The following is a 23,741-nucleotide window of genomic DNA, read 5'->3' as shown; positions in this document are numbered from 1 at the left end:
CCACAAGCTTAGGAAAAATCCGACATCCCGCACAGATACAGCTGAGGTTCAATACGTCCGACAACTGCTAGGCTCAGGTCCGTGCCGACCTTTCGCGCTGTAACGGCATATAACAAAAAAGAATATAACTTTTGTTTTAACAACTAACGGTACGGGTTAGGGTGTGCCACCTTTTTGATTATTCGATGGAGAGCGACCTTGCCTCTGCGTAGCACTTTCACGCGTTTCTTTCAGTTGGAAGCTGCCAGCGGTCTGTTACTGATCGCCGCAGCAGCCCTGGCTTTGATCATCAACAACTCCCCGCTGTCGTGGCTCTACAGCAGCTTTCTGGACACCCCTGTGGTGGCTCAGGTCGGCGCGCTGCAAATCGCCAAACCGGCACTGCTGTGGATCAACGACGGCCTGATGGCCTTGTTCTTCCTGCTGATCGGCCTGGAAGTGAAGCGCGAAGTCCTCGACGGTCAACTGTCGAAGCCTTCACAAGTGGTCCTGCCCGGTGCCGCGGCGATTGGCGGCATGGTCGTGCCGGCGCTGGTCTACTGGTTCTTCAACCGTGACAATCCGGCTGCGCTCGCCGGCTGGGCCATCCCGATGGCCACCGACATCGCCTTCGCCCTCGGCGTCCTGGCCCTGCTGGGCAAACGCGTGCCGGTGTCGCTGAAGCTGTTCCTGATGACCCTGGCAATCATCGACGACCTCGGCGCCATCATCGTCATCGCAATCTTCTATTCTGGCACCCTGTCGACCCTGTCCCTAGCGCTCGCGGCGGCCTGCATCGTGGCGCTGATCGCGATGAACCGGCTCGGCGTGGTCAAGCTCGGGCCGTACATGATCATCGGTTTGATCCTGTGGGTGTGCGTGCTCAAGAGTGGTGTCCACGCCACGCTGGCCGGCGTAACCCTGGCCTTCTGCATCCCGCTGCGCACGAAAAACGCCGAACCGTCGCCGCTGCTGACGCTGGAACACGCACTGCACCCGTGGGTGGCCTACGGCATCCTGCCGCTATTTGCCTTCGCCAACGCCGGCCTGTCCCTGAGCGGCGTGACCGTCGAAAGCTTCACCCATCACGTACCGATGGGTATCGCGGTCGGCCTGCTGCTGGGCAAGACGCTTGGCGTGTTCGGCCTGACCTGGCTGGCCGTGAAAATCGGCATCGCCGCCCTGCCCCAAGGCGCCAATTGGGGCCAGGTGCTGGGCGTGGCAATCCTCTGCGGGATTGGATTCACCATGAGTTTGTTTGTCGGTTCCCTGGCGTTTGTGCCGGGCGCCAGTGAGTACGCCGGGATGGACCGGATGGGGATTTTGACCGGTTCGATACTGGCAGCGTTGATTGGCTATGCGGTGACGGCGGCGGCGAGTCGCAAGAGTATTGCCGGGCAAAACGCATAACAGGGAAGCTTGCCCCTTTATCCCCACTTATAACCATCGGGCAGCCCTGTCAAAGGGCTGCCAACGGATGAAAAGTATGGGGAAAACAACTCAATTACAGATCCTCCAAGCGCTGGAAAGTCCAGCCTGGCGGAAACTGTTGGTCACGCCAAACCAGCTTCCTGATAAACGCTGACTTCCCCTTGAGAACCTCTGACTTTTCCAAGAGAGTGGACGGGGCTGGAAATGTTGAAATCGACAATTTAATTAGAATACGGTCCCTATCACTAATCGGATAGTTTGCAACAAACTCTCCTCGCTCATTCGCAACCGTAATAGTGTGTGAGGATCTCGCACTCGAAGATCTAGCGTTGTTATAGGCGACTTCTTTTAATCGTATCTGTAAATGGGGGACGTCTCGAACGCTAATCCCATGAGGAAATGGCGTGGGAGCAATTGGCTCTGTGAGCAACCCGGCTTGTTCTAAAATCCGATGTGGCTCCCCAACCTGAGTAACGGAAGACTTTGGCATTGAAACCGGCGGCCCCTTCGATTTTATTTTAAAGCCTAAAGCTCTAAGCGCTTTCTTCAGAAATCCCCAAACATGTCCCGTACGATCCTCGCGATTCACTGGATCGCCCGAGCAATAGGCGTATGCATTCATCCCACCCTCGCCAAACGGGCTCAAACTATCCGGGCTATTGAACCGCATCAAGACCGCGTTGAACCCCCGGTAGCCATTGCCCAGTAAATAGTGTCCGGTCACCGGGTCCGGCTTTTCACCGGTAAAACCCGGCAACCCCGGCAACCCGCCCTCCAACAGTCGGTGGCCATACGGGGAGTAGGCGAACGAATTCGATTGCCGCTTTGCGCCAAGTGCATTCAACGCCGAGCGCTGTTGATCGGTGGCAAGCAAAGTGGCACCGACTGCTCCGTTGTAACGCGCAAGTTGCCCCAGCAACTGATCCTGGTACTGGAAGATTGACCACTGCAATTGGCCTTCAACCTCCGTGACCAAGCGATTCTCCAGATAGAATCGCTGAACGCCTTGGGCGACCGACAGTGTGCATGTGGTTAAGCGATCCAATGGATCGTACTGATAGCGGCAGAGCAACGTTGCACGTTTTGGCGGCATGATTCACCCCGCTAACCATCCGTTGTAGTTGTTCGACTATTACGCGATTCACCGAAGCTGCCTACTAACAGAACTGATAGCGCGGCATTAATCGGTTATGCGGTGACGAAGGCCGCGAGTCGCAAGCGCACCGCGCGGCCATCTTGAGTGATAGAGAACACGCTTAACGACATTCAGGATCCGTCCTGCAGCCACGATTTGCCACGTTCGGGGCCGGGCGGCGTTCCGTTTTTCCAAGTGACCCGCTGCAAAAGCGGAACTGTCAGCAGCCGTAACCGCAGAAACGGATATGCACCCGATCAAATCGGCATTTCCGTATTCCTTCGAAACGCCATGAAGAACCAAATAAAAACCCCGACCAGTCACCTGATCGGGGTTTTCCTTGTTACCACTCCGCTTAGTGCGAAACGCGGCTCGTACCATCAACAGTAGCAATCCGCACCCGCTCGCCCACACGGAACACTTCATTTTCCTGAACCTGCTGCACGTAGGCGCGCATGCTGCCGTCGTCTTCGCGAACGGTGATTTCCACACCTTGAGTGCGGGTCAGGCCTTCTTCGGTGGCCGAACCCAGCAGGCCGCCGGCAACGGCGCCGATGACCGCTGCGACGATGCTGCCGCGACCGCCGCCGATGGCGCTACCACCAACGCCGCCCACCGCTGCACCGGCGAGGCCGCCGATCGGGGTTTTGGTGCCTTCGATTTTCACCGGACGCAGGGATTCGATGGTGCCCATGCGAACGGTCTGCACACGACGCGCTTCGTCACGGGAATAGGAGTCACCGGTCAAGCTCGATTGGCAGCCAGTGAGCAACATCGCCATGGTAGAAAAGGAAGCAACCAGCAGAACAGACTTACGCATAGCATCAACTCCAAAGGACAGGTAGCCATTAAACTCCGCAGCTTGACGCGTGTCACGACGTTGCCCGGATAATATTGGTTTGATTCAGGCCCGGTACAGGGGCCTCTTCACACTCAACACACAGTAGCGACAAATACGAGATCTGCGCCACTGGCCCAAGGATTTTCATGGATTACTTCATCATTGTCGTCACCACTGTCGCCGGCCTGTACTTCCATGGGTGGTTGTACGTACGGATCAAACGCTGGATGGACCGCGATCTGGCGTTAGCTCTGGCGGGAAGCGATGAGCACAAAAAAGCCTACATGCTCCAGCAACTGGCGAACGCTCAAGCGCAGAAGATCAAGCGTCGGGACCTGCAACAGTGGCTTGAGGCTGCTGCGGCAGGCTATCCCGGTCGGTAGACTGCTTAGGGTGCCAGTCGTTCAAGAATCCAGTCGGCGTCCTGCGAGCGGTAGTTGAGGCGATCGTGCAGGCGGCTCGAACGGCCCTGCCAGAATTCGATGCGCTCAGGCAACAGGCGATAACCGCCCCAATGCTCAGGGCAATGAGGCTGTGTATCGCTGAAACGTTGCTCGGTGTTCTTGAGCAGCGCTTCCAGTTCGGCGCGATCGGCGATCACGCGGCTTTGCGGTGAAGCCCAGGCACCGAGACGGCTGCCCAATGGCCGGACCTGAAAATAGGCGTCGGACTCTTCAGGCGTGACCTTCACCACCCGACCTTCGATACGCACCTGGCGCTCCAGAGCCGGCCAGAAAAAGGTCATGGCCGCGAACGGATTCGCGGCCAGATGCTGACCCTTGGCGCTGTCATAGTTGGTGAAAAACGTGAAGCCCTGCGCGTCCAGCCCCTTGAGCAGCAGAATGCGGCAATGCGGTCGACCGTCCTGATCGACGGTCGCCAGAGTCATGGCGTTAGCCTCCACCGGCGCCTGCTCGGTTTTCACCGCGTCGGCAAACCACTGATGGAACAGCGCGAACGGCTCGGCCGGGGCTTGTGCCTCGGTCAGGCCATCTCGGGTGTAGTCGCGACGCATATCAGCCAGGCCCTGGGTCATGGCGCATTCCTTTTGGTTAACGAATCACTTTTTCACAGCATCGGCGGCAGCGACTTTCTTGTCAGCTGTTGCGGCTTTGGCCGGCGCGGTCTTCTTGGCCGGCGTCGCAGTTTTGGCCGGGGCCTTCTTGGCGGCGGCTTTCTTGGCCGGCGCTTTTTTCGCGGCAGGCACATTGGCTTTCTTGGCGGCAGGTGCAGGCGTGACCGGCTTGGCCACTGGCTTGACGTCCTGCGCTGCAACCATTTTTACCGGCGCCGGGGCTGGCATGTTGTATTTGCTCAGCAGCGCGACCATGGTGTTTTGCGGAGTCACCAACAGTTCAACGCGACGGTTCAAGGCACGGCCTTCATTGCTGTCGTTCGCTGCACGCGGGGCTTCGCCGCCCATGCCGCGCAGCATCAGGCGATCACGCTGCAAACCGCTGAGACGGAAAATCGCCGCCACGGCTTGTGCGCGTTCCTGACTCAGTTTCACGTTGGCCGGTGCGGCGCCCGAGGTATCACTGTGACCCAAGACCAGCACGGCAGTCTTCGGATCGACTTCGAGGATTTTCGCCACGCGAGTGAACGGCCCCAGGGTTACCGGCAGCAACATGGCCGGACGGTCGGGGTTGAACGAGCCTTCTACCGGCGCGGTCACCACCAACACATTTTCACGACGCTCGAGTTGCAGGTTGCTGTCCTTGATGGCGGTGCGCAGGCGCGGTTCGTAATCATCGAGCCAGGCCTGAGTGACTTTAGGGTCCGGCATCGGCACGACTTTGGCCGTGCTCTGCTCTTTGCCGCCAAACGGCCACCACCACTTGCCACCAGCCTCGGCTTCAGCCTTGGCCACTTCGACCGGTTTGGCTTCAGGTTTTACCTCTGGCTTCTTGTCCAGAACCTCCTCGGAACCGAACGGCCAGTACCAAGGGTTGGAGCTTTCAGCCTTGGCCACCGGAGCCGCAGCGACTGGTTTCACAGGTGCTGGTGCCGCCGCCGGCTCTTTTGCCGCGACTTTGTCGGAGGACCCGAACGGCCACCAGCTGCTGCCATCCGAATCATTTTGTGGAGTCTGCGCACAACCGGTAACAGCGACACACAGGGCCAAAGCGAGGGTGGTTTTATTGAATGACATTGGATATCCACAAAAATGAAGTCATAAAAAATCAGGCCGGCATGACCCGGATAAATAGACGCTTGGAAAACATAAAGGCCTTCGGGTTCCGGCCCTGGAACCCGTAAGCGCGTTTTACAGACAAGTGGCCAGTACCCGTGCGAGCTTTTGCGCGCGCGGATCCATCAAGACGTAAGGCCCCAGTGTATTTGTCACAAAACCGAAGGCGACATCGTGCTCCGGGTCAGCAAAACCGATGGAACCGCCCGCCCCCGGATGGCCGAAAGCACGTGGGCCGAGGCCGTAAGTGGCGTTGGGGACGTCCGGTTGATCGAGCATGCAACCCAGACCGAAACGGGTCCGGGTCAGTAAAGTCTTGTCCTCGCCGAGGCTGTGTTCGCGGGTGAGCTCCTCGAGCATCTCGCTTTCCAGCAGGCTGCCGTCGAGCAGACCGGCATAGAACCCGGCCAGGCTGCGGGCATTGCCGTGGCCATTGGCCGCTGGTTGCTGCATGCGCCGCCACTCGGGTTTGTTGGTGCTGGTCAGGACCGACGGCGGGTTGGTGAAGGCCCGCGTGGTCATGGCCGTCGGTTCGCGCATCGTCACTTGCAGCAGGCGCTGGGCGGCAGCATCGCCGACGTTGCCCTTGCCGCGGGCGATGTGCGCCACTCGATGGAATTCTTCATCCGCCAGACCGACGTGAAAGTCCAGGCCCAACGGTTTGGCGACCCGGGCCACGATGGACTCGCCCGGCCCACGTCCGTCGGCACGGCGCAGTAACTCACCGACCAGCCAGCCATAGGTGATCGCGGCATAACCGTGACCAGTGCCCGGCGTCCACCAAGGCGATTCGGCGGCCAGTGCATCGACCATGGTTTGCCAGTCGTAAAGCGCTTCCGGGGCCAGCAACTCACGCAACGCCGGCAGGCCGGCCTGATGGCAGAGCAGTTGACGCAGAGTGACGGATTCCTTGCCGGCGGCGGCGAATTCAGGCCAGTAGCGGGCCACCGGTGCATCCAGTTGCAGCTTGCCTTCGGCGACCAGTTGCAGGGCAGTGACGGCGGTGAAGGTCTTGGTGCAGGAAAACAGGTTGGCAATGGTGTCGCTGTGCCAAGCCTCAAGGCCATCCTTGTCGGCGGTACCGGACCAAAGGTCGACAACGGTTTCGCCGCCGATCTGGATGCACAGCGCGGCGCCACGTTCCTGGGGATCGTCGAACAACGCCGCGAACGCCTCGCGAACCGCTTCGAACTTAAGCTCGTAATGACCCTGAATCTGCACCCGCTACTCCCTCGGACAAAGCTCTACAAAGTGGCCCGCATTGTTCCAGCCATTGATGGTTTTGGGAACAGGGTTGGGCCGGGCGGTCGGTTTGCCCATGGATATGATCAGTATTTTCTGGTGTCCGTCAGGCCGCCATCGCTGGCAAGCCGGCTCCCACGGGTTCCGGTTGTCCGCCGATTTTTGCGGCAACTTCAATCCTTGTGGGAGCTGGCTTGCCAGCGATGAACGATGACGCGGTCTCAGGCCTTAATGACCATTCCCGGAGTGCCCACCCGCCTGCCCGGTGCCCTTCCCCGGGCCTTTGCCGGCTTCAGCTTTTCTCCCACCCTCGGCATCGTGACTGGCTTTGTCTGCCGCAGCCTTGGCCTTCTCGGCCTCTTTACCTAACTGATCAACGGCCGCCAGGTTGCTCTTGCGCACACTGTCGACAAAGCCCTGGAACGGCAGATCGGTAATACCCACCAGACCAAAGTGGCCGTTTTCACCATCCAGCAGACGGCCGGTCACCGGTTGATCGAGGTACTGGAACCAGTGCACGCCGACAATCGACGGCTCGCTCAGTGCCTGTTTCAGGAAGTTGGCGTACGCCGGGCCACGGTCTTCTTCCTTCGCCAATTGCGTCACGCCGCCCCAGAACGGGCCGCGATCGGCCGAGCCGAAGTTGAATTCGGTGATCAGCACCGGCTTGTCCAGGCTGCGCAGCTTGGCGAAATCGTAGCCGTCCTGCGGTTGCAGGGTATACATGTTGAAGCTCAACACGTCGCAATACTGCGCACAGGATTCCACGGCTTCCGGGGTGCTGACGGCAAAACGGCCGCCCAGCAATAGCTGATTCGGCGCGTGCCACTTGAGCGAGTCGGAAATGGTTTTGAAGTACGTGTCAGCGAAGACCTTCTGGAAATACTTGAAGTCGGCCTCGATTTCCGGGTGCTCAGCGCTTGGCAGCGGCGGTACGAAACCCGGGTCTTCCATCAATTCCCAGGCCGGCAAGTCGATGCCCCAGGCTTTGGACAGGCCTGCCTGATTGCGGTACTTGTCGCGCAATTGCTTGAGGAACGCGCGTTTGGCCGGCACGTCGGTGGTCATTTTCAAGGTGCCGTAGGCCAGGGCGTAGCGGGCTTTCGGGTCGTCACCGGGACCGGCCCAGGCCAGTTCGTTGTCGGCGAAGTAACCGATCAGCCACGGATCGTCGCGATGATCGCGGGCGGCGATGGCCACGGCGCGTTCGGTGGCCATGGCGAAGCGCGGGTCGAACGGGTCAGGCATGCCGCCCCACCAGTCGGTGCCCGTGCTGATACTGGCGTAATCGCCGACGATCGACAGCGGCAAGGTGTAGGGCACGCGATCAGCGTTGGCCAGAGCCGGGGCGCTCCAGTTGCCGACGGTGTTGAACCCCCAGGCTTGCAAGCGATCCAGGGTGTGGCTGGCCCAGCGTTGTTCATCAATCACCGCTGTGCAGGGCTCGGCGGGTTTCTGCTCGGCCGCTTTCGCGACCGTTGCTTGCTCTGCGCCAGTCTTGGCGGCTTCGGCAACACCGGCTTCGGCGGTGGAAGGAACCACGGGTTGCTCGGCAGCCTTCTCGACCGTCGCCTCAACCGCGTCGGCCTTGGCCGCTTCGGCGACACCGGCCTTGGTGTCGCTGCCGAGTGTGCAAGGGGCGCCATACAGGCGCTGCAGGTTGGCACCATAGAAGTCGTACCAACGACCGGCGTTATAGGCACGCCCCTGATCGACGCCGTTACCGCCACGGTTGTCGCCTTCGCCAAAGTGACTGGCCAGTGGCTCGTCGGGTTTTGGCAGCGATTCGAACATCCATTCGCGACCGGCGATGTAGGTCTGGTTCACGTCCGGGGCAACGGTGTTGACCCCGAGCGAGTAAAACGGATGGCCTTGCGGAGTCACCAGGTACCAGCGACCGTCACGTTTCTCGGTGCGGAAAAAGCCGCTGGCCTTGAACGCCGGGCCTTTGTTCCAACCTCCGAACTTGTCCAGCGACGCCTTCTCGCGGTCGGCCAACCAGGTTTTGGTCTGCTGCTGCTCCTTGGCGGCGGCGCTTTTCAGTTGCTCGTCGCTGCTGACCTTTTCTGGCCATTTGGCTCGAGTCGATTGCCCGAAAGCATCCACCAGCCCGCCATAAACGGCCTGAGTCACAGCTTCGCCATCCTGCACGCCAAAGCGTTCCAGCAGGATGCTTTGGGCGACTTTCGGCTGATCCATCGACAAGGTCACCGACACCACCTGACTGCGTTCCAGTTCACCGGTGCTGCTGGCCAACAGGATGCGTTGACCGTCCACGGTCATGGGCATCGGCGGGCCCGCCTTCATGCCCTGGCTCAGCGGCGAAGTGGCGACCAATGGCACCAGCAGCGTCTGCGCAGGACCGGCCGGCAGGTCGACGCGACTGACCAGCGTCTTGCCATCGTTGCTCTGGATTTTCACGTAGAGGGTCACGGCCCAGTTCATTGCGCTCTGGATCCGCAGGCTCATCACGCCGGATTGCGACCAGTCCCAGGCACCGGTTTGCGGCGTCAGACGCAGGGTTGGCTGCGCCACCGGGTTGAACGTCACCCGACGCAGCACTTCGCCCTCGGCTGTTTGCTCGGCATTGGATTGCGGCAGGCTGGCGTCCTGAGTCGCCACCTGAACCACGTCGGCGGGGCGCACAAAGTTGAACAACGTCTGCTGGGCTGCTGGAGCAGCGAGCACGGGTGTTGTGAGCAACAAGGCAAAAACAGCAGGCAACGAACGGCGGATCATGAGAACGAAATTCTCCCTAACGACCTCAATGGGCCAATGGAAAAGCGATGGCAGAGAGATAGACAACACGGCGGGCAAATTTGCCCACCGATGTATCAGGAAATTTCTCGACGGAATGGCGGCAGCGCATTGAGGATGGCTTTGCCATAACGCTGGGTGACCAGGCGCCGGTCGAGCAAGGTGATGGTGCCGCGGTCTTCTTCGGTCCGCAGCAAGCGCCCGCAAGCCTGGACCAGCTTCAGCGAGGCGTCCGGCACAGAGATCTCCATGAACGGATTGCCGCCCCGGGCTTCGATCCATTCGGCCAGTGCCGCTTCGACCGGATCATCGGGCACCGAGAACGGAATCTTCGCGATGACCACGTGCTCGCAGTACGCACCAGGCAAATCGACCCCTTCGGCGAAACTCGCGAGGCCGAACAGCACGCTGGAATCGCCGCCATCGACTCGCGCCTTGTGCTTGTTCAGGGTTTCCTGTTTTGACAGGTTGCCTTGAATGAACACTTGTTTGCGCCAGTCGCGGTCGAGGCCGTCGAACACGTCCTGCATCTGCTTGCGCGAGGAAAACAACACCAGCGTGCCGCGGGAACCTTCGACCAGTTGCGGCAGGTCTCGGATGATCGCGGCGGTGTGCGCCGGCGCATCACGCGGGTCGGCTTTCAGGTCCGGCACTCGCAGCACACCGGCGTCAGCATGATGGAACGGGCTCGGGACCACGGCGGTCACGGCTTTTTTCGGCAGGCCGGCGCGCATGCGGAAACGGTCGAAGGTGCCGAGTGCGGTCAGGGTCGCCGAGGTCACCAGTGCGCCATAAGCAACGTTCCACAGGTTGCGCCGAAGCATTTCCGCCGCGAGGATCGGGCTGGCGTTGACCTCGATGTCGAACAGCGAGCCGCTTTCGGCCAGGGTCAGCCAGCGGGCCATGGGCGGGTTGTCTTCCGGGTCTTCGGCGGTGAATGCGACCCACAATTCCCAGTTGCCCGACGAGCGCGACAACAAGCTGCCAAACAGCGGATACCACTCTTCGGCCTGGTTGCTGGCGATGCCGATGTTGACCTCGCCGTCCATGCCCTCCTTGAGCAGTTCGGTGAGCCGCGTGAACAAGTCGGTGAGGCGGGCAAAGCCTTTCTTCAGCTCGACGCCCATTTCGCGCATGTGCTCGGGAATTACCCCGCCGACGAAACGGTGACGCGGCCGCTCGCGACCTTCGACGTCTTCGCCGGGTTTGAAATCGGCGACCTGTTCGCAGGCGCTGAACATGAACTGTTGCTGGGTCTTGATCTCACGGGCCAGTTCCGGCACCTGCTCGATCAACTTGCCCAGGTCGCCCGGCAGCGGGTGCTGGGCGAGCAATTTGGTGAGGTTCTTGGCGGTGGTTTCGAGCCAGTCGGCGGTGGAACGCAGACGCGTGTAATGAGCGAAGTGGCCGATGGCCTTGTCCGGCAGGTGGTGACCTTCGTCGAACACGTAGATGGTGTCGCGCGGGTCCGGCAGAACCGCACCACCGCCCAATGCCAGATCCGCAAGGACCATGTCGTGGTTGGTGACGATCACGTCGACCTTGCCCATGCCTTCGCGGGCCTTGTAGAAAGCGCACTGGCCGAAGTTCGGGCAATGACGGTTGGTGCACTGGCTGTGATCGGTGGTCAGGCGCGCCCAGTCGGCGTCTTCCAGCGCGGTGGACCAACTGTCGCGGTCGCCGTCCCATTTATTGCCGGCGAGTTTCTCGATCATGCTGGTGAACAGCTTCTGACTGGCCTCATCGACCTCGATCTTGAAGCCTTCTTCTTCGAACAGCTGCGCCGTGGCGGTTTGTGCGTGACCTTCCTGGAGCAACATGTCGAGCTTGGACAGGCACATGTAGCGCCCGCGCCCCTTGGCCAGGGCGAAGCTGAAATTCAGCCCGCTGTTGCGCATCAGGTCGGGCAAATCCTTGTAGACGATCTGCTCTTGCAGGGCCACGGTGGCCGTGGCGATCACCAGGCGTTTGCCGGCGGCCTTCGCGGTCGGGATGGCCGCCAGGCTGTAGGCCACGGTCTTGCCAGTACCGGTGCCGGCTTCCACCGCGACAATCGCGGGGTCGCCACTGCGCCGGCCTTCGTCGTCGGTGTCGATGTCACCGAGGACTTTGGCAATTTCAGCGATCATCAGGCGTTGGCCGTAGCGCGGCTTGAGGCTCTTGGCTTCGAGAAAACGCGAGTAGGCGCCCTGGATCGTGGTTTTGAGTTCAGTGCTGATCATGGATTGTCGGGCGCAAAAAACGCTGGATAAATTTTCAGTGGTTCGGTTCGGCGGCTATCATACCGCGCTAATTAATCCCGCGCAGAACGGAGTACCTCAATGACACCTTTTGGCATCGTTTACACCCTGCATGTGCTGTCCGCCCTGGTGTGGGTCGGCGGCATGTTTTTCGCCTGGATGGTCTTGCGGCCCGCCGCGATGAAGGCGCTGGAAGGCCCTGCCCGGTTGAAGCTGTGGGTGGAAGTGTTTCAAGGTTTTTTCCGCTGGGTCTGGGTGGCGGTGGTGCTGCTGCCGATCAGCGGTGTCGGCATGATCCACCTTCAATACGCCGGTTTTGAAACGGCGCCGCGTTATGTGCAGGTGATGATGGGGTTGTACGTGGTGATGACCGCGCTGTTTATCCGGATACAGGCGTTGCTATTGCCGGAATTGCGCACGGCGGTGACGGCGCAGGATTGGCCGACGGGTGCGGCGGTGCTGGGGAAGATTCGCAAATTGGTGGGGATCAATTTGATTGTGGGGCTGGTGCTAGTGGCGATTGCAGCGGCGCGGCCGATGTTTTAAAAGCCTCGTCGGAACGCCGACCGGAGCCGGCTAGCCCCCACAGTGACTGGTGTGATCCCTGTGGGAGCGAGCCTGCTCGCGATGGCAATCGATCAGACGACGAAATGTTCCGAAACTACTTACAACCTTTGAACCGTCACCGAACCCGCCGCACCCGCAGGCCCCGGCTGGCCGTCAACGCCAGGCTTGCCGCTCTTGCCGCCATCGGCCTTGTAGACAAAGCACCCCTTGGCCTTGCCGCCCGCCCCCGGCTTACCGCCAGGACCGGCCAAACCACCCGCGCCGCCGGCGACCTGAACCTTGATCTGCTCCGCCGGATAGTCACGCGGCACTTCAAGCCTGACCAGCGCACCTGGCGCACCCGGCTGACCGTCGCTGCCATTGCTGCCATCTGCCCCGCGACCGGCCTGGCCCCAGGTGCAACCCGGCGCCTGGCCGTTGGCGCCATCGAGGCCGACAAACCCTGGAGCGCCTGCACCACCGCGTGCATCTACCAACAACTGCGGTGCGTTCAGTGCCTTGATCTGCACATTCAGGTTACGTCCCGAGCGAGCCGCCTTGAGGTAGGTCCCCGGCGCGCCGCGAGCGGTGATCTGGCTGCCTTCGGACAATTGGGCACGGCTGACCTTCAATTCCAGCGCTGTTTCGCCGGGCACGATGGCGATACGCGCTTCACGCCCCAGGTGCAATTCGCCGACGATGACTTCGGTCACATTCGAGGGAATCAACAACGTGCCGTAATCGGCCACTTCCAGGCGTTCCAGCTGCAAGGTGCTGGCGGTATTGGGCAAGCGCATCAGCGAGTTCGTTTCGACGCTGACCACTTGGGCACAGGCGAAGGGGCTGACGAGTGCAGCGAGCAGACAGAGTTTACGCATGGGAAGCCTTCGGTACGGCAGGAGCCGGAATGGTTTGCAGGTGGAAAACACCGAAAAAAAGAACGCTCAAGCGATCACGCCAAGGGTGGGCGCGACCTCTGAGACTGCGGAAACAGAACACCGCCTCAAGCAGATGAAGGCACGCCAACAGACCACCGGCCAGATTGACCAACAGGTGCAGCGGATGGACAAACGGCGTCATCAGATTGACCAGCACCACTAGCCAGAACAGCAGGGTCAACAGCTTCCCCAACCCCCAAAACACCTTCATACGCTCCCCCGTTGAGAATTATTCTTTGCACGCACAGTAACGGCTTCCACGCGGGATAAGCCAGAGGGCAACGGAAAATTCTTCATGAGCGCCACCGAATGGCCGTCGGCGCCACTGCAATCATGGACCGACGGCTCTATTACGGGGCTCAGCGATTGATGTGCAATTCCACGCGACGGTTTTTCGCGCGGCCTTCTTCTGTTTCGTTATCAGCCACGGGCTGGCTTTCGCCCCGGCCTTCGCTGGTGAGTTTGTTCGGCGCCAGGCCCATGCCCAGCAAGTAAGCCGCGACACTGCTGGCGCGTCGTTCCGAGAGTGCCTGGTTATAGGCGTCGGACCCCACGCTGTCGGTATGACCGATCACTTTGATGCTGACCACGTCGGCGCTTTGCAGTGTGGGCATCAGCGCATCCAGGTGACTTTGCATCGAGGGCGTCAGGTCGGATTTGTTGAAGGCAAACAACACGTCGCCGGCATCGCTCAGGGTGATGACTTCGGATTCGGCAGGCTTCACGCTGGCGGGGTACTGCGGCAGTGGACAACCATGATGTTCGACCGGGGTATTAGCCGGTGTATCCGGGCAGCGATCACGTCGATCGAAGACCCCATCTTCGTCTTCGTCGCCGTCCTGGGCGTAACAGATCAGGCCACCTGTCAAGATACCAAGCGCCGCTCCACCGGCCGCCCAACCGCTACTTTCGATAGCGCCCAAGCCTCCACCGACCAGGCCACCGATGACGCTGCAGATCGGCCAGGTGCGTTGATTGAGGGGGGCGGTGCCATCGCTGTGAGTCGCGCAACCGGTCAACAGGCTGCCCAGCAGCAGAACCGGCAAGACGGTCCGTGTGAGAACGCTCATGGTGAAAACTCCTGTGTTACCGGCCGATGCCGGTTACACAGGAGTAAAGACCCGCATCCGCGACTGCACAAGCCGCGGAGTATGGGGGGGTTAGCGGTTGATTTTGATTTCCGTGCGACGGTTCAATGCACGGCCGTCAGCGGTTTTGTTATCGGCTACCGGCTGGCTTTCACCGGCACCGCTCACAGACACGAAGCTGTTGCGTGGCACACCACTCTGGACGAGGTAGTCCACAACCGAGTGAGCGCGACGATCCGACAGTTTCTGGTTGTAGGCATCACTGCCCACGCTGTCGGTGTGACCGGTCACGCTCAACTGAGCGGTAGTAGATTCCTGTTTCAGGCGCGTGGCGATTTTGTTGAGTACGTCTTTATCAGAAGGGGTGAGTGTGGCTTTGTCGAACTGGAAGTGAACATCGCGGATGACAATGACTTCTTCCTTGACCACAACCGCCTCTTCAACCACTGGCGCAGGAACTGGTGGTGGGCAACCCTCGGCATCGACCTGCACGCCTCTAGGCGTACCCGGGCACTTGTCGCGGCTGTCCGGCACGCCATCGCCGTCTTCGTCGCCATCACCGTGAACCCAGCAATAGGCTGCGGCCAAACCGCCGACTGCCAACGCGCCATACCCCGCCCATGCCGTGCTCTCGGTCGCGCCGAGGCCTGCACCGACCACACCACCGACTGCCGCACAGGTCGGCCAGTCGGTTTTCTGCAAACCTGCGCAACCAGTCAACACACTGGTTAGCAGAACCAAGGGTAATGCTGTCCGAACTATGCTCATCTAGTTTTCTCCTGAGGGATCGGCTTAGAACCGATTCAGGGAGTAAAGACCCGAGTTTTCATCTCCGCCAGCAATAGGCCATTGCAGTTTTTGTCCAGTGTTCACGGCTGATCGACACTTTTGGCGCTATGGCGCTCTATATCTGGACCTTCGGGCAGGCTAGTCTTGGCGCTCTGATTGAGGATTTTCGATGATTGCAGGTATTTCTTCGCGCACGCCCCAGCAAGCGCTGGCCGCTTTGCTGGATCGTTATGCCCCGCCACGCCTGTTGCTGATCGGCGCCAGTGAGTTCCCGGCGCTTGAGGCGTTCAGGCTCGCGCACCCGGACACCTGCGTCGCCCACGCCGCGCCCGGCCCGTTGCCGGCCGAACTGGCAGCGCGCCGGTTTGATCTGGCGCTGGTGGTCGATTGCCTCGAACACTTGCCCAAACGCGATGGCCTGAATTTGCTCGGCGGCATCCGCAATCTCAATGCCAGTCGCATTGCGGTGCTGGCGGATTTGCCGGCCAGTGGCTGGCAGGAAACCGATTTTTTCTCCCTGGCCCTGCAAGCCAGCGAACGTTTCCAGCGCGAGGAGCAAGTACTGACCCTGTTCACCTACGACCTGCTTGACTACAAACAAGTCCCCGACTGGCTCAACTCACGGTTCTGGGCCAATCCGGAAAACTTCGGGAAATACTGGTGGTAACGCAATGAGTACATCCATTTGCCCTTGCGGCAGCGGCACCCTGCTCGACGCCTGCTGCGGTCATTACCATGCCGGGCATCCGGCGCCTTGTGCCGAAGCGTTGATGCGTTCGCGCTACAGCGCTTATGTGTTGGGCCTGATCGATTATCTGGTAGCGACCACCCTGCCCGCACAGCAGTCCGGCCTTGATCGTCAGTCCATCAGCGACTGGAGCGCGCAAAGCACCTGGCTCGGCCTGGAAGTGGAAAGCTCCGAGGTGTTCGGCGGTCAACCGGAACACGCCTTCGTCACCTTCACAGCGCGCTGGCATGACGGCAGTGGCGAACACAGCCACCGCGAGCGCTCATCGTTCGTGCAGAACGCCGGCCACTGGTACTTCATCGACCCTACCGTGCCCCTCAAGGCCGGGCGCAACGACGCCTGCCCGTGTGCCAGCGGGCAGAAGTTCAAGAAGTGTTGTTCGGGGTATTTCACCAGTTAAGGTGATCCGTGAAGGGCTAGACTGGGGATCAAGGGAGAAACACAACCATGATCACCCGGCGATTCGCGCTTTTTCTGCTCACCCTGCTCCTGTTTCTCGGGCTTGGCGGCTGTGCGTCCTGGTTCAGCGACGATGAGCCGGAACCTCAAGTGCACCTGGTCAAGGTCGAAGTAGTCCGGGCGAAACTGATGGAGCAACGCTTCCTGTTGTTCTTCCGAGTCGACAACCCTCGTGACAGCGACTTGACGGTACGCGGCCTCGAATACCGGATTCACCTGGGCGACATGCTGCTGACCGAAGGCGAGCACGAACACTGGTTTACGGTCAGCCCCAGGCGCAGCGCGTATTTCAAAGTGCCGATCCGCACCAACCTGTGGCCGAAGGTGCGGGATCTGGTGAAACTGTTGAAAAAACCCGAGCAACCCATCCCTTATCGTCTTGAAGGTGAGCTGGAAACCGGTGTGTTCATCGCGCATTACGTGCACCTGGCGCGCAAAGGCGTGATAATCCCCGCCGATTTAATTCCGGAGCACACCCGATGACCCAGCAACCCCACGTCCATGGCCCTGACTGCAACCACGATCATGACCATCACGACCACCATGATCACGACCATGGCCATGTCCACGGCCCGAACTGCGGCCACGCTCACCAGGAGCCGGTGCGCAACGCCCTGAAGGACGTCGGCCGCAACGACCCTTGCCCTTGCGGCAACGGCAAGAAATTCAAGAAGTGCCACGGCGCTTGATGCTTCGGGCGAAAAAATTCTTCGCCTGTTGAATCGCTATCGCGGGCAAGCCCGCTCCCACAGGGTCCGCTTTCTACACAGTACCTGTGCCTGACGCGGATCAATTGTGGGAGGGGGCTTGCCCGCGATGGCGGCCGTACGTTCACCCTCCATGTATCAGTTAACGCACGGGCTTTTCAGTTTGCGTTCAATACCTGCACCGTGCTGACGACCGTTGCATATTCCCCCTGCAAATTCCCCAGCGACATGGCATGCACGTCTTCGGCAGAACGGGCATTACCAAAGTAATCCGCCTTGTCGAACGTGAAGCACGCATCCTCCGCCACCCAGGTATCAAACCCCAGATTACCGGCCGTTCGCGCCGTGGACTCTACCGAGTTGTGGGTCGCGACGCCCACGATGACCAATTGATCGATCCCCGACTCGCGCAGCCCCGCCTCCAGCGCCGTCGCACAAAACGCATCCGGCACCTGTTTCTGAATCAGTCGCTCACCGGCCAGTGGCTGGAACCGCTCCTGAAACTCCACGCCCGATTGCTGCGGCCAGAACACCGAGTCCGGTGAACGGGAAAGGTGCTGCACATGAATCACCGGGCGCCCGGTTTCACGCCAAAAACCCAGTAGTTCCAGAATCCGCACCTCGGCCTGAGGATTGTTTCGTCGGCCGCACCTGGGCTCCAAAATGCCTTTTTGTTGATCGATGATGATCAGTGCCGCGTTGGTCTTGAGCTCCATGCCGACTTTTCTCACGCAAGGTCATTGGATTTCACGCACTTCAGCATCAGCTCCTCCTGCAGGCAAGCCCTCGATCGCAAACAGGATGACCTGACGCCCAGGCGCTAAATCGACTGACCGGCGACGGTGAAAGCGTATGCGCTGGCGGCGAAGGCCGCATTCTTTGTTCGTTCGACAGACAAATCCTGAAATAACCCCACACCCCGCTTGCGCGGCCACCTCCTGCTCTCTAACGTAGCGCCTTTATTGCGCCTCTACCCCCGCAGGAGCTTTGCCATGGCCTCGCCAGCCCTTACACATTTTCTTCCCCGGTTCGGCGTTGCCGCAGCAGTGGCCGGTGTTTTGAGCCTGTCCGGTTGTCAGACCTGGAACGCTCAAGACACGCTCCCGCCGACCATCGGCGTGCAGCCGCTCAAAGGTCTGGCGCAAAACGTTTCGGTGCGCCGCAATGCCATGGGCATGCCGTTGATCGAAAGCAGTACCTTCCACGACGCTTTATTCACCCTCGGCTACGTGCACGCGAGCGACCGCATCACACAAATGGTCACCCTGCGCCTGCTGGCCCAAGGCCGGTTGTCGGAGATGTCCGGCTCGGACCTGCTGGACGCCGACCGTTACATGCGCGCCGTCAACCTGAAGAAAAGCGCCGGCGAGCTGTACAAGGCCTCGTCGCCGCGCCTCAAACGCTTCTTCGAAGTCTATGCCCGCGGGGTCAACGCCTACCTGTTCCGCTACCGCGACAAGTTGCCAGCCGACCTCGCTGCCACCGGCTACAAACCCGAATACTGGAAACCGGAAGATTCGGCGCTGATTTTCTGCCTGCTGAACTTCAGCCAATCGGCGAACCTGCCCGAGGAGATTTCCTCGCTGGTGCTCGCCCAATCGGTCACCACCGACAAACTCGCGTGGCTGACGCCGTCTGCTCCCGACGAAAAACTGCCGGTGGCCGAAGCCGAAAAACTTCAGGGCCTCAAGCTCAACGGAGCGATTCCAGGGCTCGCCGAAATCAGCAAGGCCACCAGTCAACTGTCCGACCTGAATCTGCTGGGCACCACCTCATCGAACAACTGGGCAATCGCCCCGCAACGCAGCCGCAGCGGCAAAAGCCTGCTGGCCAGCGACAGCCATGGGCCGCTGGGCGTGCCGTCGTTGTTCAGTTACGTGCAGATTCGTACACCGAAATATCAGGCGTCCGGCGTGACCATCGCCGGTTTGCCGATGGTGCTGGGCGGTTTCAACGGCAAAGTGGCGTGGAGCATGACCTCGGTCATGGGCGACAACCAGGACCTGTTCCTGGAAAAAATCCAACGCCAGGGCAACGGGCTTTCCTATGAAGTCAGCGGCAAATGGCAGCCGGCCATCGTTCGCAACGAAACCTACTTCGTCAAAGGCCAGCGGCCGATTCGCGAAGCGGTGTACGAAACCCGCCACGGCCCGCTGCTCAATAGCGCCAAAGGCACGGCACTGAGCAACGGCTTGGGTCTGGCGTTGCAGACACCGAACTTCACCGATGACAAATCGCTGGACGCGTTTTTCGACCTGTCCCGTGCGCAGACCGTGGAAAAAGCCTCGGACGCCAGCCGTGAAATCCGCGCGATCACGCTGAACCTGGTCTTCGCCGACGCCAGCAATATTGGCTGGCAAGTCACCGGTCGTTACCCGAATCGCCGCGAAGGCGAAGGCCTGCTGCCGTCGCCGGGTTGGGAAGGTCGTTACGACTGGGACGGTTACGCCGACCCGATGCTGCACCCGTACGATCAGGACCCGGCGCAAGGCTGGCTCGGCACCGCCAACCAGCGGGTCATTCCCCATGGCTATGGCATGCAGCTGTCCAATTCCTGGTCGGCACCGGAGCGTGGCGAGCGCATGGCGGAATTGGCCGGTGTGGGCAAACACGACACACGCAGTGTGATTGCCATGCAATACGATCAGACCACCACGTTCGCCGCCAAACTGAAGAAGATGTTTGCCGCGCCGGGCATGGCCCAGCCGCTCAAGCAAGCCATTGAAGCCCTGCCGGTGGCTGATCGCGGCAAGGCGCGTGAAGCGTTTACCCGCCTGATGGCGTTCGACGGCAAACTCGCCGCGACCTCCGCCGATGCGGCGATTTACGAGCTGTTCCTGCAGGAAAGCGCCAAGCAAACCTTCCTCGACGAACTGGGTCCGGAAAGCAGCCCGGCGTGGAAAGCCTTTATCGCCAACGGTAAGTTGTCCTACGCGGCCCAGGCCGATCACCTGCTGGGGCGTGAAGACAGCCCGTTCTGGGATGACGTGCGCACGCCGCAGAAAGAGGATAAGCCGGCGATTCTCGCACGCAGCCTTGCAGCCGCCATGACCGCCGGCGACAGCCAGTTGGGTGGCGATCACAAAGCCTGGCAGTGGGGCAAACTGCACCGCTATGAATGGAAGAACGCCAGTGGCCAGACCGTGCGCGGCCCGCTCGCGGCCGGCGGCGATCACACCACGCTGAACACCGCGGCGTTCGCCTGGGGCCAGGACTTCAACACCACGCAGGCACCGGCCATGCGCTTCATCGTCGATTTCGGCCAGGCCGAACCGCTGATGGGCCAGATCGGCACTGGCCAATCCGGCAACCCGGCCAGCCGGAACTACCTCGACAGCGTCGATCCGTGGCTCAAGGGGCAATACGTGAGTTTGCCGATGCAGCCGCAGAACTTCGACAAGGTGTACGGGACCAAGCGGTTGACGCTGACGCCTGGCAAGTAACAATCGCCGCAGATCTCTGTGGGAGCGAGCTTGCTCGCGATGAGGCCCTGTCAGCCACCATTAATGGAACTGACACACCGTTATCGCGAGCAAGCTCGCTCCCACATTGGTATTCACCAATACCGCTGAATATCGATAGAACTTCTGCCCTCCCCCAAACCTCATAGCTAACAAGTCCCTCCATTTTGGTAACAACATGGATCTTGTTATCGCGCGTCCCGAAGGTTTGTACTGCCCCGCCGGCGATTTCTATATCGACCCGTGGCGGCCGGTCGAGCGTTCGGTCATCACCCACGCCCACGGCGATCATGCCCGAGGCGGCAACCAGCATTATCTGGCGGCCGCGCCCGGCGAAGGCATCCTGCGCGCGCGACTCGGTCAGGACATCAACCTGCAAACCCTGGCCTATGGCGAACGGCTGCTGCACCACGGCGTCACTCTGAGTTTCCATCCCGCCGGCCATGTGCTCGGCTCGGCACAGGTGCGCCTGGAATACGGCGGCGAAGTCTGGGTCGCTTCCGGGGATTACAAAATCGAGCCCGACGGCACCTGTGCGCCCTTCGAGCCGGTGCGCTGCCACACCTTCATCACCGAATCGACCTTCGGCCTGCCGATCTATCGCTGGCAACCCCAGGCGCAGGTGTTTGCCGAGATCAATCAGTGGTGGCAAACCAACGCCGCCGAAGACAAAACCAGCGTGCTGTTCTGCTATTCCTTCGGCAAGGCGCAGCGGATTCTCCACGGTATCGACGCCAGCCTGGGCCCCATTCTGGTGCACGGCGCCGTAGAGCCGCTGAACCGGGTGTATCGCGAGAGCGGCGTTTATCTGCCGCCGACGATCTATGCCGGCGACGTCAAAAAGAGCGACCCGATGATGCGCAAGGCGCTGGTCCTGGCCCCGCCATCGGCGGGTGGCAGCACCTGGATGCGGCGCTTTGGCGAATACAGCGATGGCTTCGCCAGCGGCTGGATGCGCTTGCGCGGCACGCGTCGGCGACGGGGAGTGGACCGTGGTTTTGTGTTGTCGGACCACGCCGACTGGCCGGGCCTGCTCTGGGCCATCGAGCAGACGGGTGCCGAGCGCGTCATGGTCACCCACGGTTCCGTGGCGGTCTTGGTGCGCCATCTGCGCGAACAAGGTCTCGACGCCCAAGGGTTCACCACCGAGTACGGCGACGATGAAGAAGACATCGCGACCACCGAACCCGAGCGCGCCGAGGTACTGCCATGAAGGCCTTCGCCGAGTTGTACGCCGAACTCGATGCCACGACCTCGAGCAACGCCAAATTGGCGGCCATGCAACATTACTTCGCCCAGGCCGCGCCGGAAGACGCCGCATGGGCGGTGTACTTTCTGTCCGGCGGGCGTCCTCGCCAACTGGTGCCGGTGCGCATCCTGCGTGAACTCGCCGTGGCGTATTCCGGCCTGTCGCCGTGGTTGTTCGAGGAGAGTTATCAGGCGGTCGGCGATCTGGCGGAAACCATCTCGCTGGTACTGCCCGAAGCGCCTCACAGCTCCACCGACGGGTTGGCGGTGTGGATCGAAGACAAACTGCTGACGTTGCGCGGCGAATCTCCCGAAGTACTGGCCGAACATTTGCCCAGACTCTGGTCGCAACTGGACCGCCCCAGCCTGATGCTCTGCATCAAACTGATCACCGGCAGTTTCCGCGTCGGCGTCTCCAAATTGCTGGTGACCCGCGCCCTGGCGGCCATGGCGCAGCTCGACAGCAAACGCGTGGCCCAGCGGCTCGTGGGTTATACCGACCTGTCCAATCGCCCGAGCGCGGCCAGCTACCGCAAGCTGATCGCCGCCGAATCGTCGGATGAACATGCTCAGCGCGGCGGTCAGCCGTACCCGTTTTTTCTCGCCCACGCGTTGTCGCAACCGGTGGAGCAATTCGAAACCCTGCTCGGCCCCGCGAACAACTGGCAGGTGGAATGGAAGTGGGACGGCATCCGCGCCCAAGTGGTCAAGCGCGATGGGCGACTCTGGATCTGGTCGCGCGGCGAAGAATTGATCACCGAGCGTTTTCCCGAACTCGACAGCCTGGTTCACGGCCTGCCCGACGGCACGGTGATCGACGGTGAAATCGTTGCCTGGAAAACCGCACCACCGAACACCGAAGATGCCTTCGATCCACAGGCACCAACGCCGCCCGCAGTGCAACCGTTCGCCCTGCTGCAACAGCGGATCGGCCGTAAAACCCTGGGCAAGAAAATCCTCGATGAAGTGCCGGTGGTCGTACTCGCCTACGACTTACTGGAATGGGCGGGCGAAGACTGGCGCAACCAGCCTCAGGCCAGGCGCCGCGAACAACTGGAACGCGTCATCGCTCACTGCAACAACCCGGTGCTACTGCCCTCCCCCGTGCTAACCGGCGAAGACTGGTTCGACCTCGCCCGCCAACGCCAAGCCTCCCGCAGCCTGGGCGTCGAGGGCATGATGCTCAAGGCTCGGGACGCGTTGTATGGCGTCGGCCGCACCAAGGACATGGGCGTCTGGTGGAAGTGGAAAGTCGACCCGTTCAGCGTCGACGCAGTGCTGATCTACGCGCAACGCGGGCATGGCCGTCGGGCCAGTCTCTACAGCGATTACACCTTCGCCGTGTGGGACGGCCCGCCAGACGCGAGCGAACGCACGCTGGTGCCGTTCGCCAAAGCGTATTCGGGGCTCACCGATGAGGAAATGCGCCAGGTCGACAGCATCGTGCGCAAGACCACGGTGGAGAAATTCGGCCCCGTCAGCAGCGTGAAACCGAGCCTGGTATTTGAATTGGGATTTGAGGGGATTGCTCTGTCCAGGCGGCACAAGAGCGGTATCGCGGTGCGGTTTCCGCGGATGCTTCGGTGGCGGCAGGACAAGACAGTTGACCAGGCTGACCATCTCGCGACCCTGCAGGATTTGCTCGGCTAATGCGCGCTCCTGTAGGAGCCGGCTTGCTGGCGATGAACGATTACGCGGTCACGCTGAAGCACCGCGTCGGTCTGATCGCCAGCAAGCCAGCTCCTGCAAAAAGCAGGCTCATCTGTGCAAATTTGGTGCAGCCATTTACCGGCGCCCGTTTCCGTGCATAAATCCCGCCCAGCCATTTCCTGAATCACCTTTTAAACGCTTGTTCGGCACTCTGGTTCGGAAATTGCTACTTTCATTAGGTCTTACGCTTTCCAGTAACAATAATTCTGCGCCACAAGCGCTCATATTGGT

Annotated in this window: 23 protein-coding genes; 11 read left to right on the top strand and 12 right to left on the bottom strand. The window is 60.8% G+C overall.

The genetic code is table 11. From position 1 onward, the window contains the following. Positions 1-198 precede the first annotated feature (198 nt). The gene (nhaA, locus tag F8N43_RS10465; RefSeq protein ID WP_150630999.1) at positions 199-1,389 is read left to right on the top strand and encodes a Na+/H+ antiporter NhaA; all 1,191 of its coding nucleotides are present in this window, start codon (positions 199-201) and stop codon (positions 1,387-1,389) included. Between the two features lie 94 nt (positions 1,390-1,483). Here nhaA and F8N43_RS10460 read toward each other — a convergent pair whose 3' ends face one another. Both F8N43_RS10460 and F8N43_RS10455 read right to left on the bottom strand, forming a co-directional pair. Beyond that, entirely contained in the window at positions 1,484-2,503 is a 1,020-nt protein-coding gene (locus F8N43_RS10460; protein ID WP_150653724.1) for an RHS repeat-associated core domain-containing protein, read from the bottom strand. Between the two features lie 397 nt (positions 2,504-2,900). Then, entirely contained in the window at positions 2,901-3,365 is a 465-nt protein-coding gene (locus F8N43_RS10455) for a glycine zipper 2TM domain-containing protein (protein WP_150631001.1), read from the bottom strand. Positions 3,366-3,532: 167 nt separating this feature from the next. Here F8N43_RS10455 and F8N43_RS10450 point away from each other — a divergent pair, with 167 nt between their 5' ends. Further along, positions 3,533-3,769, top strand: a complete 237-nt coding sequence (locus F8N43_RS10450) for a hypothetical protein (protein ID WP_150631002.1) — start codon at positions 3,533-3,535, stop codon at positions 3,767-3,769. A gap of 5 nt (positions 3,770-3,774) precedes the next feature. On the opposite strand, the gene pdxH is transcribed toward F8N43_RS10450, so the two are convergent. The 5 genes from pdxH to dinG all read right to left on the bottom strand — a co-directional run bounded on the left by pdxH (position 3,775) and on the right by dinG (position 11,798). After that, positions 3,775-4,422, bottom strand: coding sequence for a pyridoxamine 5'-phosphate oxidase (pdxH, locus tag F8N43_RS10445; RefSeq protein WP_150653723.1), 648 nt, complete (start codon positions 4,420-4,422; stop codon positions 3,775-3,777). 24 nt (positions 4,423-4,446) lie between these two features. Further along, entirely contained in the window at positions 4,447-5,538 is a 1,092-nt protein-coding gene (locus tag F8N43_RS10440; RefSeq protein WP_150653722.1) for an OmpA family protein, read from the bottom strand. Between the two features lie 114 nt (positions 5,539-5,652). Next, the gene (locus F8N43_RS10435) at positions 5,653-6,798 is read right to left on the bottom strand and encodes a serine hydrolase domain-containing protein (RefSeq protein ID WP_150631005.1); all 1,146 of its coding nucleotides are present in this window, start codon (positions 6,796-6,798) and stop codon (positions 5,653-5,655) included. Between the two features lie 249 nt (positions 6,799-7,047). Further along, the gene (locus F8N43_RS10430) at positions 7,048-9,558 is read right to left on the bottom strand and encodes a beta-galactosidase (protein WP_150653721.1); all 2,511 of its coding nucleotides are present in this window, start codon (positions 9,556-9,558) and stop codon (positions 7,048-7,050) included. Positions 9,559-9,653: 95 nt separating this feature from the next. Further along, positions 9,654-11,798: an ATP-dependent DNA helicase DinG gene (dinG, locus tag F8N43_RS10425; protein ID WP_017336806.1), complete on the bottom strand. Its 2,145-nt coding sequence runs from the start codon at positions 11,796-11,798 to the stop codon at positions 9,654-9,656. 99 nt (positions 11,799-11,897) lie between these two features. Here dinG and F8N43_RS10420 point away from each other — a divergent pair, with 99 nt between their 5' ends. Further along, positions 11,898-12,362 (top strand): CopD family protein, encoded by a 465-nt coding sequence (locus F8N43_RS10420; protein WP_150631007.1) that lies wholly within the window; start codon positions 11,898-11,900, stop codon positions 12,360-12,362. A gap of 119 nt (positions 12,363-12,481) precedes the next feature. Here F8N43_RS10420 and F8N43_RS10415 read toward each other — a convergent pair whose 3' ends face one another. The 4 genes from F8N43_RS10415 to F8N43_RS10400 all read right to left on the bottom strand — a co-directional run bounded on the left by F8N43_RS10415 (position 12,482) and on the right by F8N43_RS10400 (position 15,156). Beyond that, positions 12,482-13,240, bottom strand: a complete 759-nt coding sequence (locus F8N43_RS10415) for a collagen-like protein (RefSeq protein ID WP_150653720.1) — start codon at positions 13,238-13,240, stop codon at positions 12,482-12,484. Continuing rightward, positions 13,233-13,511, bottom strand: a complete 279-nt coding sequence (locus tag F8N43_RS10410) for a DUF1145 domain-containing protein (protein ID WP_150631009.1) — start codon at positions 13,509-13,511, stop codon at positions 13,233-13,235. Before F8N43_RS10410 ends, F8N43_RS10415 begins: the two co-directional genes overlap by 8 nt. A gap of 148 nt (positions 13,512-13,659) precedes the next feature. Beyond that, the gene (locus tag F8N43_RS10405; RefSeq protein WP_150631010.1) at positions 13,660-14,370 is read right to left on the bottom strand and encodes an OmpA family protein; all 711 of its coding nucleotides are present in this window, start codon (positions 14,368-14,370) and stop codon (positions 13,660-13,662) included. A 90-nt stretch (positions 14,371-14,460) separates the two neighbouring features. Continuing rightward, positions 14,461-15,156 carry an OmpA family protein gene (locus F8N43_RS10400; RefSeq protein WP_150653719.1) on the bottom strand — a complete coding sequence of 232 codons (696 nt, stop codon included), beginning with the start codon at positions 15,154-15,156 and terminating at the stop codon, positions 14,461-14,463. A 190-nt stretch (positions 15,157-15,346) separates the two neighbouring features. Between F8N43_RS10400 and F8N43_RS10395 the strand changes: the two genes are divergently transcribed. The 4 genes from F8N43_RS10395 to F8N43_RS10380 are packed head-to-tail and all read left to right on the top strand — an operon-like array spanning position 15,347 to position 17,073. Then, positions 15,347-15,844, top strand: coding sequence for a DUF6231 family protein (locus F8N43_RS10395; protein ID WP_150631012.1), 498 nt, complete (start codon positions 15,347-15,349; stop codon positions 15,842-15,844). A gap of 4 nt (positions 15,845-15,848) precedes the next feature. Continuing rightward, positions 15,849-16,325: a YchJ family protein gene (locus F8N43_RS10390; protein ID WP_150631013.1), complete on the top strand. Its 477-nt coding sequence runs from the start codon at positions 15,849-15,851 to the stop codon at positions 16,323-16,325. A 47-nt stretch (positions 16,326-16,372) separates the two neighbouring features. Then, positions 16,373-16,867 carry an LEA type 2 family protein gene (locus F8N43_RS10385; RefSeq protein ID WP_017336798.1) on the top strand — a complete coding sequence of 165 codons (495 nt, stop codon included), beginning with the start codon at positions 16,373-16,375 and terminating at the stop codon, positions 16,865-16,867. Next, a complete protein-coding gene (locus tag F8N43_RS10380) occupies positions 16,864-17,073 on the top strand; it encodes an SEC-C metal-binding domain-containing protein (protein WP_007906737.1) in 210 nt (69 codons plus the stop codon). The genes F8N43_RS10385 and F8N43_RS10380 overlap by 4 nt, the downstream gene beginning before the upstream one ends. A 176-nt stretch (positions 17,074-17,249) precedes the next feature. Here the strand turns inward: F8N43_RS10380 and F8N43_RS10375 are convergent, their stop codons facing one another. Then, a complete protein-coding gene (locus tag F8N43_RS10375; protein ID WP_150639896.1) occupies positions 17,250-17,807 on the bottom strand; it encodes a cysteine hydrolase family protein in 558 nt (185 codons plus the stop codon). Positions 17,808-18,083: 276 nt separating this feature from the next. On the opposite strand from F8N43_RS10375, the gene F8N43_RS10370 reads away from it, so the two are divergent. From F8N43_RS10370 to F8N43_RS29325, 4 genes are all read left to right on the top strand, one after another. Then, positions 18,084-20,534, top strand: coding sequence for a penicillin acylase family protein (locus tag F8N43_RS10370; RefSeq protein WP_150653718.1), 2,451 nt, complete (start codon positions 18,084-18,086; stop codon positions 20,532-20,534). A gap of 196 nt (positions 20,535-20,730) precedes the next feature. Further along, positions 20,731-21,765: a ligase-associated DNA damage response exonuclease gene (locus F8N43_RS10365; RefSeq protein ID WP_150631016.1), complete on the top strand. Its 1,035-nt coding sequence runs from the start codon at positions 20,731-20,733 to the stop codon at positions 21,763-21,765. After that, complete coding sequence (locus F8N43_RS10360; protein ID WP_150653717.1) at positions 21,762-23,450, top strand: ATP-dependent DNA ligase; 1,689 nt, start codon at positions 21,762-21,764, stop codon at positions 23,448-23,450. Before F8N43_RS10365 ends, F8N43_RS10360 begins: the two co-directional genes overlap by 4 nt. 23 nt (positions 23,451-23,473) lie before the next feature. Continuing rightward, positions 23,474-23,611, top strand: coding sequence for a hypothetical protein (locus tag F8N43_RS29325; RefSeq protein ID WP_191623665.1), 138 nt, complete (start codon positions 23,474-23,476; stop codon positions 23,609-23,611). Positions 23,612-23,741: the final 130 nt, after the last annotated feature.

The sequence above is a fragment of the Pseudomonas fluorescens genome, assembly GCF_902498065.1.
GTDB lineage: Bacteria > Pseudomonadota > Gammaproteobacteria > Pseudomonadales > Pseudomonadaceae > Aquipseudomonas > Aquipseudomonas fluorescens_BJ.
Note: the sequence above shows the minus strand (reverse complement) of the source record. Positions and strands in the feature narration are given on the sequence as shown.

Excerpts from the sequence above, each read along its gene's own strand:
- F8N43_RS10460 (WP_150653724.1), bottom strand. The coding sequence starts at position 2,503 with ATGCCGCCAAAACGTGCAACGTTGCTCTGCCGCTATCAGTACGATCCA.
- F8N43_RS10455 (WP_150631001.1), bottom strand. The coding sequence starts at position 3,365 with ATGCGTAAGTCTGTTCTGCTGGTTGCTTCCTTTTCTACCATGGCGATG.
- F8N43_RS10450 (WP_150631002.1), top strand. The coding sequence starts at position 3,533 with ATGGATTACTTCATCATTGTCGTCACCACTGTCGCCGGCCTGTACTTC.
- pdxH (WP_150653723.1), bottom strand. The coding sequence starts at position 4,422 with ATGACCCAGGGCCTGGCTGATATGCGTCGCGACTACACCCGAGATGGC.
- F8N43_RS10440 (WP_150653722.1), bottom strand. The coding sequence starts at position 5,538 with ATGTCATTCAATAAAACCACCCTCGCTTTGGCCCTGTGTGTCGCTGTT.
- F8N43_RS10430 (WP_150653721.1), bottom strand. The coding sequence starts at position 9,558 with ATGATCCGCCGTTCGTTGCCTGCTGTTTTTGCCTTGTTGCTCACAACA.
- dinG (WP_017336806.1), bottom strand. The coding sequence starts at position 11,798 with ATGATCAGCACTGAACTCAAAACCACGATCCAGGGCGCCTACTCGCGT.
- F8N43_RS10420 (WP_150631007.1), top strand. The coding sequence starts at position 11,898 with ATGACACCTTTTGGCATCGTTTACACCCTGCATGTGCTGTCCGCCCTG.
- F8N43_RS10415 (WP_150653720.1), bottom strand. The coding sequence starts at position 13,240 with ATGCGTAAACTCTGTCTGCTCGCTGCACTCGTCAGCCCCTTCGCCTGT.
- F8N43_RS10410 (WP_150631009.1), bottom strand. The coding sequence starts at position 13,511 with ATGAAGGTGTTTTGGGGGTTGGGGAAGCTGTTGACCCTGCTGTTCTGG.
- F8N43_RS10405 (WP_150631010.1), bottom strand. The coding sequence starts at position 14,370 with ATGAGCGTTCTCACACGGACCGTCTTGCCGGTTCTGCTGCTGGGCAGC.
- F8N43_RS10400 (WP_150653719.1), bottom strand. The coding sequence starts at position 15,156 with ATGAGCATAGTTCGGACAGCATTACCCTTGGTTCTGCTAACCAGTGTG.
- F8N43_RS10395 (WP_150631012.1), top strand. The coding sequence starts at position 15,347 with ATGATTGCAGGTATTTCTTCGCGCACGCCCCAGCAAGCGCTGGCCGCT.
- F8N43_RS10390 (WP_150631013.1), top strand. The coding sequence starts at position 15,849 with ATGAGTACATCCATTTGCCCTTGCGGCAGCGGCACCCTGCTCGACGCC.
- F8N43_RS10385 (WP_017336798.1), top strand. The coding sequence starts at position 16,373 with ATGATCACCCGGCGATTCGCGCTTTTTCTGCTCACCCTGCTCCTGTTT.
- F8N43_RS10380 (WP_007906737.1), top strand. The coding sequence starts at position 16,864 with ATGACCCAGCAACCCCACGTCCATGGCCCTGACTGCAACCACGATCAT.
- F8N43_RS10375 (WP_150639896.1), bottom strand. The coding sequence starts at position 17,807 with ATGGAGCTCAAGACCAACGCGGCACTGATCATCATCGATCAACAAAAA.
- F8N43_RS10370 (WP_150653718.1), top strand. The coding sequence starts at position 18,084 with ATGGCCTCGCCAGCCCTTACACATTTTCTTCCCCGGTTCGGCGTTGCC.
- F8N43_RS10365 (WP_150631016.1), top strand. The coding sequence starts at position 20,731 with ATGGATCTTGTTATCGCGCGTCCCGAAGGTTTGTACTGCCCCGCCGGC.
- F8N43_RS10360 (WP_150653717.1), top strand. The coding sequence starts at position 21,762 with ATGAAGGCCTTCGCCGAGTTGTACGCCGAACTCGATGCCACGACCTCG.